The sequence below is a fragment of the Cognatiluteimonas telluris genome (assembly GCF_011320095.1).
GTDB lineage: Bacteria > Pseudomonadota > Gammaproteobacteria > Xanthomonadales > Xanthomonadaceae > Cognatiluteimonas > Cognatiluteimonas telluris.
In genome coordinates, this window is the sequence record NZ_JAANOY010000039.1 from 1 (window position 1) to 14,156 (window position 14,156).

At 70.1% G+C, this 14,156-nt stretch carries 9 protein-coding genes; 5 read left to right on the forward strand and 4 right to left on the reverse strand.

All coding sequences use genetic code 11. The features are described from left to right. Together G7B67_RS12060 and G7B67_RS12065 are read right to left on the reverse strand one after the other, a co-directional pair. Nucleotides 1-668 (reverse strand): beta-ketoacyl synthase chain length factor (locus G7B67_RS12060; protein ID WP_166212764.1); only part of this gene is annotated, 668 nt, incomplete at its 3' end. Beyond that, on the reverse strand, nt 665-1,870 hold the full coding sequence (locus G7B67_RS12065; RefSeq protein ID WP_166212776.1) for a beta-ketoacyl-[acyl-carrier-protein] synthase family protein: 1,206 nt from the start codon (nt 1,868-1,870) through the stop codon (nt 665-667). The genes G7B67_RS12065 and G7B67_RS12060, both read right to left, overlap by 4 nt. Nucleotides 1,871-2,043: 173 nt before the next feature. Here G7B67_RS12065 and G7B67_RS12070 point away from each other — a divergent pair, with 173 nt between their 5' ends. Then, entirely contained in the window at nt 2,044-2,754 is a 711-nt protein-coding gene (locus G7B67_RS12070; protein ID WP_166212766.1) for a YdcF family protein, read from the forward strand. 145 nt (nt 2,755-2,899) lie between these two features. On the opposite strand, the gene G7B67_RS12075 is transcribed toward G7B67_RS12070, so the two are convergent. Continuing rightward, the gene (locus tag G7B67_RS12075) at nt 2,900-4,708 is read right to left on the reverse strand and encodes a DUF885 domain-containing protein (RefSeq protein ID WP_166212768.1); all 1,809 of its coding nucleotides are present in this window, start codon (nt 4,706-4,708) and stop codon (nt 2,900-2,902) included. A 141-nt stretch (nt 4,709-4,849) separates the two neighbouring features. Here G7B67_RS12075 and G7B67_RS12080 point away from each other — a divergent pair, with 141 nt between their 5' ends. From G7B67_RS12080 to uvrD, 3 genes are all read left to right on the forward strand, one after another. Next, nucleotides 4,850-7,207, forward strand: a complete 2,358-nt coding sequence (locus G7B67_RS12080; RefSeq protein WP_166212778.1) for a S9 family peptidase — start codon at nt 4,850-4,852, stop codon at nt 7,205-7,207. 1 nt (nt 7,208) lies between these two features. Further along, complete coding sequence (locus tag G7B67_RS12085; RefSeq protein WP_166212770.1) at nt 7,209-10,247, forward strand: sensor domain-containing protein; 3,039 nt, start codon at nt 7,209-7,211, stop codon at nt 10,245-10,247. Between the two features lie 220 nt (nt 10,248-10,467). After that, the gene (uvrD, locus tag G7B67_RS12090) at nt 10,468-12,681 is read left to right on the forward strand and encodes a DNA helicase II (protein ID WP_166212771.1); all 2,214 of its coding nucleotides are present in this window, start codon (nt 10,468-10,470) and stop codon (nt 12,679-12,681) included. A gap of 103 nt (nt 12,682-12,784) precedes the next feature. Here uvrD and G7B67_RS12095 read toward each other — a convergent pair whose 3' ends face one another. Further along, nucleotides 12,785-13,174 carry a DUF805 domain-containing protein gene (locus tag G7B67_RS12095; protein WP_166212773.1) on the reverse strand — a complete coding sequence of 130 codons (390 nt, stop codon included), beginning with the start codon at nt 13,172-13,174 and terminating at the stop codon, nt 12,785-12,787. Nucleotides 13,175-13,322: 148 nt separating this feature from the next. Between G7B67_RS12095 and G7B67_RS12100 the strand changes: the two genes are divergently transcribed. Then, nucleotides 13,323-14,156: lipid-binding SYLF domain-containing protein (locus G7B67_RS12100; protein WP_166212775.1), on the forward strand; the 834-nt coding region annotated here is incomplete at its 3' end.

Sequence of the window (14,156 nt, forward strand, 5' to 3'; positions counted from 1 at the left end):
GCCAGCCGTCCACCGGGCGCGGGCGCGTCGGCGTCCAGCAGCCGCGCGTCCAGCCGTCGCCGCCCCGCCTGCCGATCGTCGTCGCGCGGCGCCGCCAGCACCAGCGCCGCCCCGAGCAGGCCGCTGCTGCGCGAGACCTCCGCCAATGGACCGGCGGAAGGTGCGTCGTAGGCCACCAGCAGCACCGCCGGCGCGCCGGCATGCAGTTGCGCCATTGCTTCTATGAGGCCCTGCGCGAAGGTCGCGTCAAAGCTGCTGATCGCGGTGGCCGCCTGCACGCAGCCGGCGCCGATCGTCCAGTAGCCGGCCGCGGCGTTGTGCACCGAATTGTGGAAACGCGTGGGCGAGATGCTGGTGGGATCGTCGACCAGCGTCGCGCACATGTAGTCGGTGATCGACAGGTCGCCATGCATCGACGCGAACACGCTCGGCAGCGCCGCCGGCTCGCGTCCGGCAGCGGTGCACGCGGCGAGCGCGACTTCGAGCGCGACCGCGACCGACTCGGGGGCGCGGCGGCGTTCGTTGGGCGCCAGCAGTTGCGGCGACGGCCGTGCTGGCGGCTGGTCGGGCAGCAGTCCACTGTCGACGTAGGCGCGCGCCGCGTCCCACGACGGCAGGCCACGGGTCCAGAAGCCGATGCCTTCGATGCTGGCGATGAGCGCGCTCATGCGCCGGATCCTGCCGCGCGGCCGAACACCAGCGAGCAGTTGTTGCCGCCGAAGCCAAAGGAATTGTTCATCGCGAAGTCGATCGCGCGTTCGGCATTGTCGAAGCGGATCTGCGGCCCGCAGGCGGCGTCGCGCACGGTGCTGTTCAGCGTGCCGGGCAGCAGCGCATCCTGCAGCGCGAGCAGCGCGAAGATCGATTCGACGATGCCGGCCGCGCCGAGCGTGTGCCCGGTCCAGCCCTTGGTCGAGCTGGCGTGCAGCGTGTCCGGGAACAGCGCCGCGACCGCGCGCGCCTCGACCGCGTCGTTGGCCGGCGTCGCGGTGCCGTGCAGGTTGAGATAGCCGACCTGGCCGGCGTCGATCCCGGCGCGCGCGAGCGCATCGGCCATCGCCAGCCGTGCGCCGAGGCCTTCGGGATGCGGCGTGGACATGTGGTGGGCGTCGCTGGATTCGCCGTAACCGCGCAGTTGCAACGTATCGCCGGCCGCGGCGCGCTCGAGCAGCGCGAATCCACCAGCCTCGCCCAGCGACAGCCCGTCGCGCGCGGCATCGAACGGCCGACAGGCCTGCGCCGACACCAGCCCCAGCGAATTGAACCCGTACAGCACGCTGCCGCACAGGGTGTCGACGCCGCCGACGAGCGCGGCATCGGCCACCCCGGCGTCGATCAGGCGCGCCGCCTGCGCGAACACCTTCGCGCTCGACGAGCACGCGGTCGCCACCGTCACGCAGGGGCCGCGCAGGCCGGTCGCCTGCTGCACGAAATCGCCCAGCGAATGCGGCGTATGCACGATCGGCCGGCGCATGCCCGGCGCGAACCGGGCGACGCCTTCGGCATCGTGCTCGAGCCCGGCGTAGGCGGCCTCGGTTTCGCCGATGCTGGCGGTGGACGTGCCCAGCACCACCGCGATGCGATCGGCGCCGTGGCGCGCGCGCAGCGCGTCGATCGCATCGAGCATGCCGTCCTGCTGCAGCGCCAGCCACGCCAGCCGGTTGTTGCGGCATTCCCAGCGCGCGAAGGCCGCCGGCAGCGGCGCGTCCTCGAGGCCGTCGACGCGGCCGATCCAGGCATCGAGCCTGGCCTGCCCGAAGTCGTTCCTGCGCAGGCCGCCGCGCCGCGCACGCAGGGCCTGCGCCTGCGCGTCGCGGCCGCGGCCCAGCGCCGTGGTGGCGGTGAAGGCCGGGATCGACAGCGGCGGCATCGGTGCGGGACGCGGGGACGGGGGCATCGGCGAAGGATGCGGGGACTGCGGCACGCGGGGCTCCGGCGAAGGCTGAACGGCAGGCGCGCATTGCGCGGAACGTGCCGTGGGACAGGCGCGGAGTATATCGAGCGTCGCGGATTCGCCGTGGCCTTCACGCTAAAATCACCACAATGTCCAGCCGCCATTCCCACCGCATCGCGCTGATCGGCGATGGCGACGTCCTGCACACCGGCGTCGTCGCGGCGATCGCCTGCGTGCTCAGCGCCGGGCTGGTGTACCTCGGGTACTTCCTGCATGTGTGGCGGGTCGCGCGGCAGGCGCCGTGCCGGCCCGAGCGCGGCGAATGCGTGCTGCTGTTCGGCAAGCATGCGCCGCAGGGCCGGATCGACGGCGACTTCGCCGCCCGCCTGGACCGCGCGGTGTCGCTGTGGCGCGAGCGCCCGCCGGCCAGCGTGGTGCTGCTCGGTGGCGGCGCGGACGGCGAGCCCAGCGAAGCCGAGGTCGCGCGCAACGCGCTGCTCGCGCGCGGCGTGGCCGGCGACATCCCGATGCGGCTCGAAGCGCAGTCGCGCGACACCCTGCAGAACCTGCGCAACGCGCGCGAACTGCTGCGCACGAGTCTTCCGGCCGCCGGTATCCAGGCCGCCAGGCTGCCGCGCGTCACCCTGCTCAGCAACCGCTACCACCTGGCGCGATGCGCGCTGTTCGCGCGCCAGCTCGGTTTCGACTGCGAACTGTGCGCGGCCGAGCCACGACTGCCGCTGGGCCCGCGCATGCTGCTGCGCATTGCCGGCGAGGCGGCATACGTGTGCTGGAGCGACCTCGGCACGCGCTGGGCGCGCCTCATCGGCCACCGGCGGATGCTGGCGCGGGTGACCTAGCCGCGCCGTGCGGTCGGCGCGTCGCTGATCGCGCCCGCAACGCACGACGCCCATCGCGGGCGGTCGCAGCAGCGAGCCCAGCGCTGGCGGCACCGCGACGCTGCGTCGGGACGCGCGCTCGCCGCGCGTCCCGTTTCCCTTGCCCTCAGGAATGCTTCGCGCGCTGTTGCGGCACGAATTCCTCACGCACCGCCTTGGCCAGCAGGTCCGGCGGCAACAGGCCCTGGTCGAGGAGGAAATCGTTGAAGGCCTTGCGGTCGAAGCGGTCGCCCAGCGCCAGCTCGGTTTCCGCGCGCAGCTGCTGGATGCGCGAATAGCCGTAGAAATAGCTGCCGGCCTGGCCGGGCGAATTGACCGTGTAGCGATCGATCTCCTGGCGGGCATAGCCCTTCGACAACCCGACCTGGTCGGTGAGCATCGTCATCGCGCGGTCGCGATCGATCAGGCCGAGGTTGAGCATCGGATCGAGCATCGCGCGCGCCGCGCGTTGCAGGCGCAGCTGCAGTGCGATCAGCTGGCCGTCGATCGGTTCGTAGGGCAGGGCCTCGGACTCGGCGTACAGCGCCCAGCCTTCGACGTTCACCGAATTGAACGCGAACAGCGTGCGCGCCAGCGAGACACCGCGCTCGACCATCGCGGTGAACTGCAACTCGTGCCCCGGCCGTCCTTCATGCGCCGTCAGCGTCCACGCCGCCGACGGATAGTTGAAGTCGTCATAGGCGCCATCACCCTTTGCATTCGGGTTGCCGGTGGTGAGCACGAAGGTGCCCTGCTGCCCGGTGTTGCCGACCAGCGGTGCGGGCAGGAAATGCGGCGCCGGTTGCGCGGCGCTCTCGGCATCGCTGGCCAGGCGCATCTGCATCGGGCGATCGGGCAGGCTGACGATCCGGTGCTCGGCGATGCTGTGCTCCAGCGACGGGATCACGGTGTTGCGGTAATAGGGCTCGATCTGGTCGCGCGCCAGCTGCGGCTGCTTCAGCGCGCGGATCACGCCGAGATAGTCGGTTGCCGCGATGCCCTTCTGCTTGGCCACCAGCGGCGCCAGCACCTGCATCTGGCCCCGGATCTCCATGAACTCGAACTGCGCGCGCTCGATCAGCGCATGCGGATCGATGTCGATGCCGACGTTCTTCAGCTTCAGCGCGTACAGCTCCGGCGGCAGCGCGTAGTCGGTGCGCACGTGCGGCAGCACGCTGGCGCGGGTCCAGGCGGCGTAGTCGTCGAGCTGTTCCTGCAGCGCATCCAGGTCGCTGCCGGTATCGACGCCGTACTTGGCGAACAGCTGGCGGATGCCGGTGAGGTAGGTCGCTTCGTTGTCGAGCGATTGCTGCACTTCGACCTGGGTTGGTTGCAGCAGCTTCGGATCGCTGCGCTCCTCGTAACGCTGCCGGGCGAGCGTGGCCAGCGGGGTGCTGCCGGGCACGAGGCCGGCGTAGCGCTGCAGGCGCTTGCGCGCCAGCGCGCGCCGCCCGGGTTGGGTCTGGTCGTTGAGCAGGCCCTGCAGGCCGGAGAACACCGATTGCCCGACATCGGTGAACGGGCGCACCAGGCGCTCCTCGATCGCACTTGAGGCGATGGTGTCGTCGGCGGCCTTGGCCAGGATGGCGATGTCCTGGCGCACGCGCGGATCGCGCTCGCCCGCGGACTGCGCGAGCAGTTGCGCCTTCGCCCGCGCGGTCGCGGCGCGGTAACGCTCCGGGTTGCCCGGGCCAAGGTCGACCACCTGGTCGTCGTAGCCGGGCACGCCGAGGAACGACAGCATCTCGGGCGCGAACGGGCCCTGCGCATCCAGCAGGATCTGCGCGTAGCGGTTGCTGGTGGCGACCCATGCCGGCTTCGCCTTCGCCTCCGCGGGCGCGGTCACCGGCCAGGCCGCGGTGGCCGCCCGTGCCGGCGAAGCCAGCACACAGGCCAGGGCAATGGCCAGCAATGCTGGTTTGAATGAAAGATTCATGTCGAAGCCTCGCGTGGACTGTGATCAGCATCGCGTTGCCCGCCGCGGCTGCCAAGCCCCCGACGGCACATGGCGGGCAGGCGCGATAGCATGGAATTCGCAGCCGTGCGCCAGCGCCGGCCAGGCACAGGGGAACTGGGAATGAAGATCGGCAATGGGTGCGGACGCCTGCTCGGCGCAATCGCACTGGCCATGAGCGCGATCGCCCTGCCGGCCGCGCCGGCGCGGGCCCAGGATCGCGTGGTGACCGCCGACGATTACGCACGTGCCGAGCGCCTGGTCGGCTACATGGCCAATCCGCTGGTCGACCACGCCGTCGAGCAGGTGACCTGGCTGGACGACAGCCACTTCTGGTATCGCGACCATGACGCCGGCGGCGATCGCTTCCTGCAGGTCGATGCCGACAGCGGGGTGGCCACGCCGGCCGTGGATACCGGCAGACTGGCCGCTGCGCTGGCGCGCGCCAGCGGCAAACCGGTCGACGCCCACAAGCTGCCCCTGACCCGCTACCGCGTCGCCAGCGACGGCGGTTTCGAACTCACCGTCGGCGATTCCCACTATCGATGTGATCCGGCGTTCAAGGGTTGCACCGGGGTCGCGCGCGTCGGCGGCGAAGAGCCGGGCGTGCGTTCGCCGGATGGACGCAGCGAAGCCTTCGTGCGCGACTGGAACCTGTGGCTGCGCGATGTCGCCAGCGGCCGGGAAACGCAACTGACGCGCGATGGCAGCACCGACTTCGGCTACGCCACCGACAACGCCGGCTGGATCCACAGCGACCGGGCGATCGTGGTGTGGTCGCCGGACTCGCGGCGGATCGCGACCTTCCAGCAGGACCAGCGCCGCACCGGCTCGATGACGCTGGTGTCCACCAACGTCGGCCATCCCAAGGTCGAGACCTGGAAGTACCCCTTCGTCGGCGACAAGGACGTGACCCTGATCGAGCGCGTGATCGTGTATGTGCCGGCAACGCCCGGCGCGCCTGCGCGCGTGCTGCGCCTGCAGGCGCCGCCCGACCAGCACCGCTCGACCCTGTGCGACGACGTCAGCTGCGATGGTGGCTGGGAAGACGTGCAGTGGGCGCCGGACGGCCGCACGCTGGCCTTCGTGTCGACCTCGCGCGACCACAAGCAGGCGTGGCTGCGCGTTGCCGATGCCGATAGCGGCGCGGTGCGCGACGTGCTGCACGAGTCGGTGCCGACGTATTTCGAAAGCGGCAACGGCGCCGTCGACTGGCGCTACCTGCCCGGATCCAACGAGGTGCTGTGGTTCAGCGAGCGCAACGACTGGGGCAACCTGTATCTCTACGACCTGGCCAGCGGCAAGCTCAAGCACGCGGTGACGACCGGCAGCGGCAATGTCACGCAGGTGCTGCGGGTGGACCCGGCGTCACGCACCGTCTGGTTCCGCGGCGTCGGCCGCGAGGATCCGTCGGGCCAGCGCTGGGATCCGTATTTCCAGGCGTTCTACAAGGTATCGCTCGATGGCGGCACGCCGCTCCTGCTGACGCCGGAAATCGCCGACCACACGGTGTCGCTGTCGCCCGGCGGGCGCTGGTTCGTGGATGCGTATTCGACCCCGGCCACGCCGCCGGTGACCGTGCTGCGGCGGGCCGACGACGGCGGCATCGTGGCCACGCTCGCGCGCGCCGACATTTCGCGGCTCCAGGCCGCCGGCTGGACGCCGCCGACCCCGATCACGGTCAAGGCGCGCGATGGCCGCACCGACCTCTACGGCCTGCTGTTCAAGCCTTCGGACTTCGACCCCGCCAAGCGTTACCCGATCATCGATTACATCTATCCCGGCCCGCAGACCGGCTCGGTCGGCAGCCGCAGCTTCAGCGCCGCGCGCAGGGACCACCAGGCGCTGGCGGAACTGGGCTTCGTCGTCGTCGCGATCGACGGCATGGGCACGCCGTGGCGCTCGAAGTCCTTCCACGACGCCTTCGATGGCGACATCGGCGACAACACGCTGCCCGACCAGGTCGCGGCGCTGCATGAACTGGCCGGGCGTTATCCGTGGATCGACCTCGACCGGGTCGGCGTCTGGGGCCATTCCGGCGGCGGCTATGCGACGGCCGATGCGATGTTCACGTATCCGGAGCTGTTCAAGGTCGGCATCAGCGAAAGCGGCAACCACGACAACCGCAACTACGAGGACGACTGGGCGGAGAAGTGGCAGGGATTGGAGGTCAGGCGCAAGGATGGCGCCAGCAACTACGACGCGCAGGCCAACCAGAACCGCGCCGCCAAACTCAAGGGCCACCTGCTGCTCGCGCACGGGTTGATGGACGACAACGTGCCGCCGTCCAACACGCTGCTGGTGGTCGACGCGCTGGTGAAGGCCAACAGGGATTTCGACCTGGTGGTGTTCCCGAACGCGCGCCACGGCTACGGCGTCGATGCGCCGTACATGATGCGGCGGCGCTGGGATTATTTCGTCCGCTGGCTCGAAGGCGCGCAGCCGCCCGCGCAGTTCAAGATGAGTCCGCCGGAGGACTGACATGCCGGGACTCGATCGCAGCAGCCAGGCCCCGCGTCCGCCGCGCTCGCGCTGGCAGCTGGTCGGCGCGACGCTGGCCTCGTTGCTGGTGCTGGCCACCGTGGCGGCGATCGTCGACGGCCGCGCGCGCTGGCAGGTGCCGCTGGAGCTGGCGTCGCTGCTGCTCACGCTGGTGGTCATCTGGACCTGGCTGCTGCGCGGCGACCGCCGCCTGGTGGCCTGGGCACAGGGGCGCGATGCGCAGATGGCGCGCGCGCTGGAGACGCACCGCATCGCCGGCCTCGGCGACTGGGAGTGGGACCTGGCCAGCGGGCTGGTGACGTGGTCGCCGGAAATGGCGCGCATCCACGGCGTGGCGCCGCGCAGCGAACCGTTTCCGGTCGAGCAGGTCGCCGATCACGTGCATCCGGCCGACCGGGCGTCGCTGCAGGAGGACATGGCGCGGATGGCCGCCGGCTCCGAGCCGCTGTCGCGCGAATTCCGCATCCAGCGCACCGACGGCCAGCTGCGTACGATCTTCGTGCGGGGTGAATCATGCCTCAGCGCCGCCGGGACGCGGAAGTTGCGCGGCACCGCGCAGGACATCACCGAGCTGGCACAGACGCGCGCGCGGCTGAGTGCGACGCTGGAGGACTACGAATTCCTGTTCAGCCGCAATCCGCTGCCGATGTGGGTGTTCGATCGCGCCAACCTGAAGTTCCTCGCCGCCAACGCATCGATGCTGGAGAGCTATGGTTACGGCGCCGACGAGCTGCTGGCGATGTCGATGCTCGACATCCGGCCACGCGAGGATGCCGCCGCCGTCGCCGAAGCGGTGCGCATGGACAGCCCGAACCGGCCGCAAGGCCAGGTCTGGACCCACCTGCGCAAGGACGGCAGCCGCCTGCGCGCGGCGATCTTCACCCGCGACATCGACTTCGAGGGTCGCCCGGCGCGGCTGGTGCTGGCCCAGGACGTGACCGAGCGCGAGCGCATCGAGGAGCGCTTCAAGCTCGTCGCCCGCGCCACCAGCGACGCGGTCTGGGACTGGGACCTCATCACCCAGGTCACCTGGCGCAGCGAGAACGTCTACCCGCTGTTCGGCTACGAGCCCGACGAGATCGCCGGCACGCTCACCGGCTGGGCAGAGCTGCTGCATGACGACGACCGCGAGCGCGTGCTCGCCAGCATCCAGCAGGGCATCCACTCCGATGCCAGCGAGTGGGAGTGCGCTTACCGGTTCCGGCGCAAGGACGGCAGCTACGCCGACGTTTTGGATCGATCCTTCATCCTGCGCGACGAGAGCGGCCGTGCGATCCGCGCCGTGGGCGGCATGCTCGACGTGACGCAACAGAAGCGCGACGAGTCGAACCTGCGCCTGCTGCGCCAGGCCATCGAGGCCACCGACAACGGCATCGCCATCTGCGACGCGCGCCAGCCGGAGCACCCGATCGTGTACGTCAACCCGGCATTCGAGAAGATCACCGGGTATTCGCAGGCCGAGATCCAGGGCCACGCCTGGTGCCTGCTGCAGGGCGACGAAACCAGCCAGCCGGGGATCGACGCGGTGCGCCAGGCACTGGCCCGCGGCGAGGAAACCAAGGTGCTGCTGCGCAACTACCGCAAGGACGGCACGCTGTTCTGGAACGACTTCCACGTCGCGCCGGTGCGCGATGGTGATGGCGTGCTCACCCACTTCGTCGGCGTGATCGACGACGTCAGCGAGCGCCAGCGCTACGAGGAGCAGCTGGCCTATCGCGCCACCCACGACGAACTGACCGGGCTTCCGAATCGCCAGCTGCTGCACGACCGGCTGCAGCAGGCGATCCTCAATGCCGGGCGCTATGGCCGCGAGGTGGCCGTGGTGTTCGTGGACCTGGACGACTTCAAGCTGGTCAACGACAGCCTGGGGCATGGCGCCGGCGACATCGCGCTGAAGTCCGTGGCCGCGCGGCTGCGCGCGATCGTCCGCGAGACCGACACGGTGGGCCGCTTCGGCGGCGACGAATTCGTCGTCGTGCTGACCGAGCAGACCGACGAGGACGGGATGCGGCAGGTGATCGAGCGCATCAGCGCCACCTTGTCGCAGCCGATCGAACTGGGCGGCGTGCAGCACGTGCTGACGCCGAGCCTGGGCCATTGCCGCTATCCCGAGGCCGGCGGCGACGCCGAAACGCTGCTCAAGCATGCCGACATGGCGATGTACCAGGCCAAGCGCATGGGCCGCAACCGCGCGGTCGCCTACCACAGCGAATTCAACAACGCCGTCTCGCAGCGTCTGCAGCTGGTGGCGCGGTTGCGGCAGGCGCTGCAGAAGGGCGAATTCACGCTGGCGTTCCAGCCGCTGTTCGATCCGGGCGGCCAGCTGGTGGCGCTGGAGGCGCTCGCGCGCTGGCAGCATCCCGAGCGCGGCCTGCTGCTGCCCGGCGAGTTCATCGGCGTGTGCGAGCAGAGCGGGCTGATCGTCGATCTGGGGCGTTTCGTGTTGCGCGAGGCCGCGCGCCACCACGCGCTGCTGGCCGCGGTGGGGCTGGGCGCCGTGCGCCTGTCGGTGAACGTTTCGGCCGCGCAGTTCGGCCATGGCCTGTATGGCGACGTCGCGGCGGTGGTGCGCGACTTCCAGTTGCCGCCGGGCGTGCTGGAGCTGGAGCTCACCGAGTCGATGATCATGGACAACCCCGAGCGCGCGATCGAAACCATGCGCCAGCTATCGGGTTTGGGCGTGTGCATGTCGGTCGATGATTTCGGCACCGGCTATTCGAGCCTGGCCTACCTCAAGCGGCTGCCGATCGACCGGCTGAAGATCGATCGCTCGTTCGTGCAGGACATCGGCCACGACCCGGACGACGCGATGATCTGCGCCTCGATCATCGGCCTGGGCCACCTGCTGGACCTGCGCATCGTCGCCGAGGGCGTGGAGACGCAGCAGCAACTGGACTGGCTGCGCGAGCGCGGCTGCGACGAGCTGCAGGGTTTCCTGCTGGGCCGGCCGCAGGCGTTCGACGTGCTGCTGCCCTGGCTCATGGGCAGCGACGCCAGGGCGACGGCGGGCGAGGATTGACGCGTGACGCGACGTGATTGGACGTCGGCGATCCTGGTGCAAGCCCGCGGCTGAAGCCGCTCCCGCCGAAGCCGCCGCTTTCGAGGAGCGCTGCCCATCGTGGAAGCGCCTCCAGGCGCGGTCTCTCCGCACCGGACATGCGTCCGCCAAAGCACCGCCTACGCGGGTGACGAAACGACCGCGGCGCCTGAACAGCACCCTGCGCCCGTAGAATGACGCGATGGATGTTTCCTACCTGCTCGACGCGCTGAACCCGGCGCAGCGCGAGGCCGTGACTGCGCCTCCCGGCCACTACCTGGTGCTTGCCGGCGCCGGCTCCGGCAAGACCCGCGTGCTCACCCACCGCATCGCCTGGTTGAACGAAGTCCATGGCGTGCCGGCGCACGGCATCTTCGCGGTGACCTTCACCAACAAGGCGGCCGGCGAGATGCGCGCGCGCGCCGAGGCGCTGCTGCAGCGCAGTTCCAGGCCCGCCGGGCGTGGGATGTGGATCGGCACGTTCCATGGCCTCGCGCACCGCCTGTTGCGCCTGCACTGGCAGGACGCGAGGTTGCCCGAAGGCTTCCAGGTGCTCGACAGCGACGATCAGCTGCGGCTGGTCAAGCGGGTGGTGCAGCAGCTGGAGATCGACGAGGCGCGGTTCCCGCCGCGGCAGATCGCGTGGTGGATCAACGCGCAGAAGGACGAAGGCCGGCGCCCGCAGCACCTGCAACCCGGTGCCGACCCGTGGGCGGACGTGATGCGCAGCGCCTACACGCTGTACCAGGAGCGTTGCGACCGCGCTGGCCTGGTGGACTTCGCCGAGCTGCTGCTGCGCGCGCACGAACTGCTGCGCGACAACGCGGGACTGCTCGCGCATTACCGGCAGCGTTTCGGCGAGCTGCTGATCGACGAATTCCAGGACACCAACGCGGTCCAGTACGGTTTCGTGCGCCTGCTCGCCGGCGACAGCGGCCACGTGTTCGTGGTCGGCGACGACGACCAGGCGATCTACGGCTGGCGCGGGGCGAAGGTCGAGAACGTGCAGCGCTTCCTGCACGACTTCGAGTCGCGCGGCGACGGCGCGCGCACGTTGAAGCTGGAACAGAACTACCGCTCCACCGCCAACATCCTCGGCGCCGCCAATGCGGTGATCACCCACAATCCCGATCGCCTGGGCAAGCAGCTGTGGACCGAATCGGGCGAGGGCGAGCCGATCGACCTGTATGCCGCCTACAACGAGATCGACGAGGCGCGCTTCGTGGTCGAGCGCATCCGGCAATGGGTGGGTGACGGCGGCAGCCATCGCGAGACCGCGATCCTGTATCGCAGCAACGCCCAGTCACGCGCGTTCGAAGAGGCCTTGCTCGCCGAGCAGATCCCGTACCGCGTCTACGGCGGCATGCGCTTCTTCGAGCGCGCGGAAATCAAGGACACCCTGGCCTACCTGCGGCTGGTGGCCAACCGCGACGACGATGCCGCCTTCGAGCGCGCGGTCAACACGCCCACCCGCGGCATCGGCGAGCGCACCCTGGACGAGGTGCGCAGGCGCGCGCGCGGCGATGGCGTGCCGCTGTGGGAAGCCTCGATCCGCGTCGCGCGCGAACCGGTGCTGGCCGCGCGCGCGCGCAACGCGCTGATGGGCTTCCACACGCTGGTCGACGCGCTGGCGAAGGAAACCACCGAGCTGCCGCTCAAGGACAAGATCGACCACGTGCTGATGCGTTCGGGCCTGCGCGTGCATTACGCCGCCGAGTCCAAGGGCTCGCTGGACTCGCGCACCGAGAACCTGGACGAGCTGGTGTCGGTCGCCTCGCGCTTCGTGCAGCGCGACGACGACGAGGAAGCCGCCGCATTGAGCGAACTGGTCGCGTTCCTGGCCTATGCCTCGCTGGAGGCCGGGGAAGGCCAGACCCAGTCGGGCGAGGACGGCGTGCAGCTGATGACGCTGCACAGCGCCAAGGGGCTGGAATTCCCGCTGGTGTTCCTGGCCGGGCTGGAGGAAGGCCTGTTCCCCAACGCCAAGTCGGTGGAGGAGGCCGGGCGGCTGGAAGAGGAGCGCCGGCTGGCCTACGTCGGCATCACCCGCGCGCGGCAGAAGCTGGTGCTGTCCTATGCCGAGGCGCGACGCATCCATGGCCAGGACATGTACGGGATGCCGTCGCGGTTCCTGCGCGAGATCCCCGGTGCGCTGCTCAACGAAGTGCGGCCGCGCGTGCAGGTGTCGCGGCCGCTGGCGTCGTTCCAGCGTCGCGACAACACGCTGGCACGGGGGCATGCCGCGATCGAGGTGCCGCCGCTCAAGCTGGGGCAGAACGTGGTGCATGCGACTTTCGGCCGCGGCGTGGTCACCGACTACGAAGGCAGCGGCGCGCATGCGCGGGTGCAGGTCAATTTCGACGACGTGGGTTCGAAATGGCTGGTGCTGGCGTATGCGGGGTTGTCGGCCGGCTAGCGGCGAACTCCGGGTCGGAGCCGCGCCGCCGTGCACTGGATTGCGATCGCTGGCGACAAAAACGGCGCCCGGAGGCGCCGTCGACACTCACCTGCGGAGGTGCTCAGGCCATGACCGGAATGCCGCCTTCGCCCGCCTTCGGATCGGGGCCGAAGCGGTTGGATCCGGACGTGCCTTCCATCACCGCGAACACCAGCAGCACGATGCCGCCGATCAGGGGGATGAACGCGATCAGCATCCACCAGCCGCTCTTGTCGATGTCGTGCAGACGCCGCACGCCGACCGCCAGGCCCGGAATCAACACCGCCAGGGCGTACAGCACGTACAACGGCCCGATGCCGTAGGTCTCGCTCGCCAGGCCCAGCACGCGGTCGAGGATGGACAGCACGACCAGCACCAGCACGTTGAACAAGGTGTACATCCAGTATTCCTTGCGGCGCGCGCGCCCCTGGAACACCGCGTAGTTCTTCAGCACCTTCAGGTACCACTCCATAGATCGACCCCGGTATGACGCGGCTCCCCGCCGCAGGCCGATACTAACGCCGCCCGCCACCGGCGTCCGCGCGGCCGGGCTCATTGGCGATTCATCGCGCGACGACTAGCCTGAATTCCCGCTGTCCCCGCCCCCCCGGAGCCCGACGATGCCACAGTCCCACCGCACCAACCGCCATGCCCTGCTGCTGGCGCTGTCGCTGACCCTGCTGGCGTTGGCCGGCAGCGCGATCGCCGGCGTCGAGGAGGATGCGCGCGCCCGCAACGCGGTGCGGGTGCTGACCGACATCCAGGCGATCCCGGAATCGGCGATCCCCGACAAGCTGTTCGACGAGGCGCGCGCGGTCGTCGTCGTCCCGGATTCGATCAAGGCCGGCTTCGTCATCGGCGGGCGTCGCGGCCACGGCCTGCTGTCGGTGAAGACCGCCGACGGCACCTGGTCCAATCCGGTGTTCGTCACCCTCACCGGCGGCAGCATCGGCTTCCAGGCTGGGCTGCAGTCGGCGGACATCGTGCTGGTGTTCCGCAGCGACCGCGGGCTGGAGTCGATCGTCAACGGCAAGATCACCCTGGGCGCCGATGCCGGCGTCGCTGCCGGGCCGGTCGGGCGCAACGCGTCGGCGGCCACCGATGGCGAGATGAAGGCCGAGATCTGGTCGTGGTCGCGCGCGCGCGGGTTGTTCGCGGGCGTCGCGCTCGATGGCGCGGTGCTGGCGATCGATGATGCCGCCGATGAAGCCGTGTACGGCGACGACACCACACCGCGGATGGTGTTCGAAGGCCGCGCGCCGCAGCGTCCGTCTGATGCCGTGGTGGCCTTCCGCGATCGCCTGGAGGAAACCAGCGCCGCCGCACGGGCCGCGCGTGGTGGCAGCCCGGCCGCCGCGCCGGCTCCGGTCGCCGCACCTGCGGCGGCGCCCAGCACGGTGCCTGCAGCGACGCAGCCGACGCCCTTCGAGCCGGTCGACGACACGCCGGCGACC

Coding starts and splice junctions, on each gene's coding strand:
- G7B67_RS12065 (WP_166212776.1), bottom strand. CDS start 1,870: ATGCCGCCGCTGTCGATCCCGGCCTTCACCGCCACCACGGCGCTGGGC.
- G7B67_RS12070 (WP_166212766.1), top strand. CDS start 2,044: ATGTCCAGCCGCCATTCCCACCGCATCGCGCTGATCGGCGATGGCGAC.
- G7B67_RS12075 (WP_166212768.1), bottom strand. CDS start 4,708: ATGAATCTTTCATTCAAACCAGCATTGCTGGCCATTGCCCTGGCCTGT.
- G7B67_RS12080 (WP_166212778.1), top strand. CDS start 4,850: ATGAAGATCGGCAATGGGTGCGGACGCCTGCTCGGCGCAATCGCACTG.
- G7B67_RS12085 (WP_166212770.1), top strand. CDS start 7,209: ATGCCGGGACTCGATCGCAGCAGCCAGGCCCCGCGTCCGCCGCGCTCG.
- uvrD (WP_166212771.1), top strand. CDS start 10,468: ATGGATGTTTCCTACCTGCTCGACGCGCTGAACCCGGCGCAGCGCGAG.
- G7B67_RS12095 (WP_166212773.1), bottom strand. CDS start 13,174: ATGGAGTGGTACCTGAAGGTGCTGAAGAACTACGCGGTGTTCCAGGGG.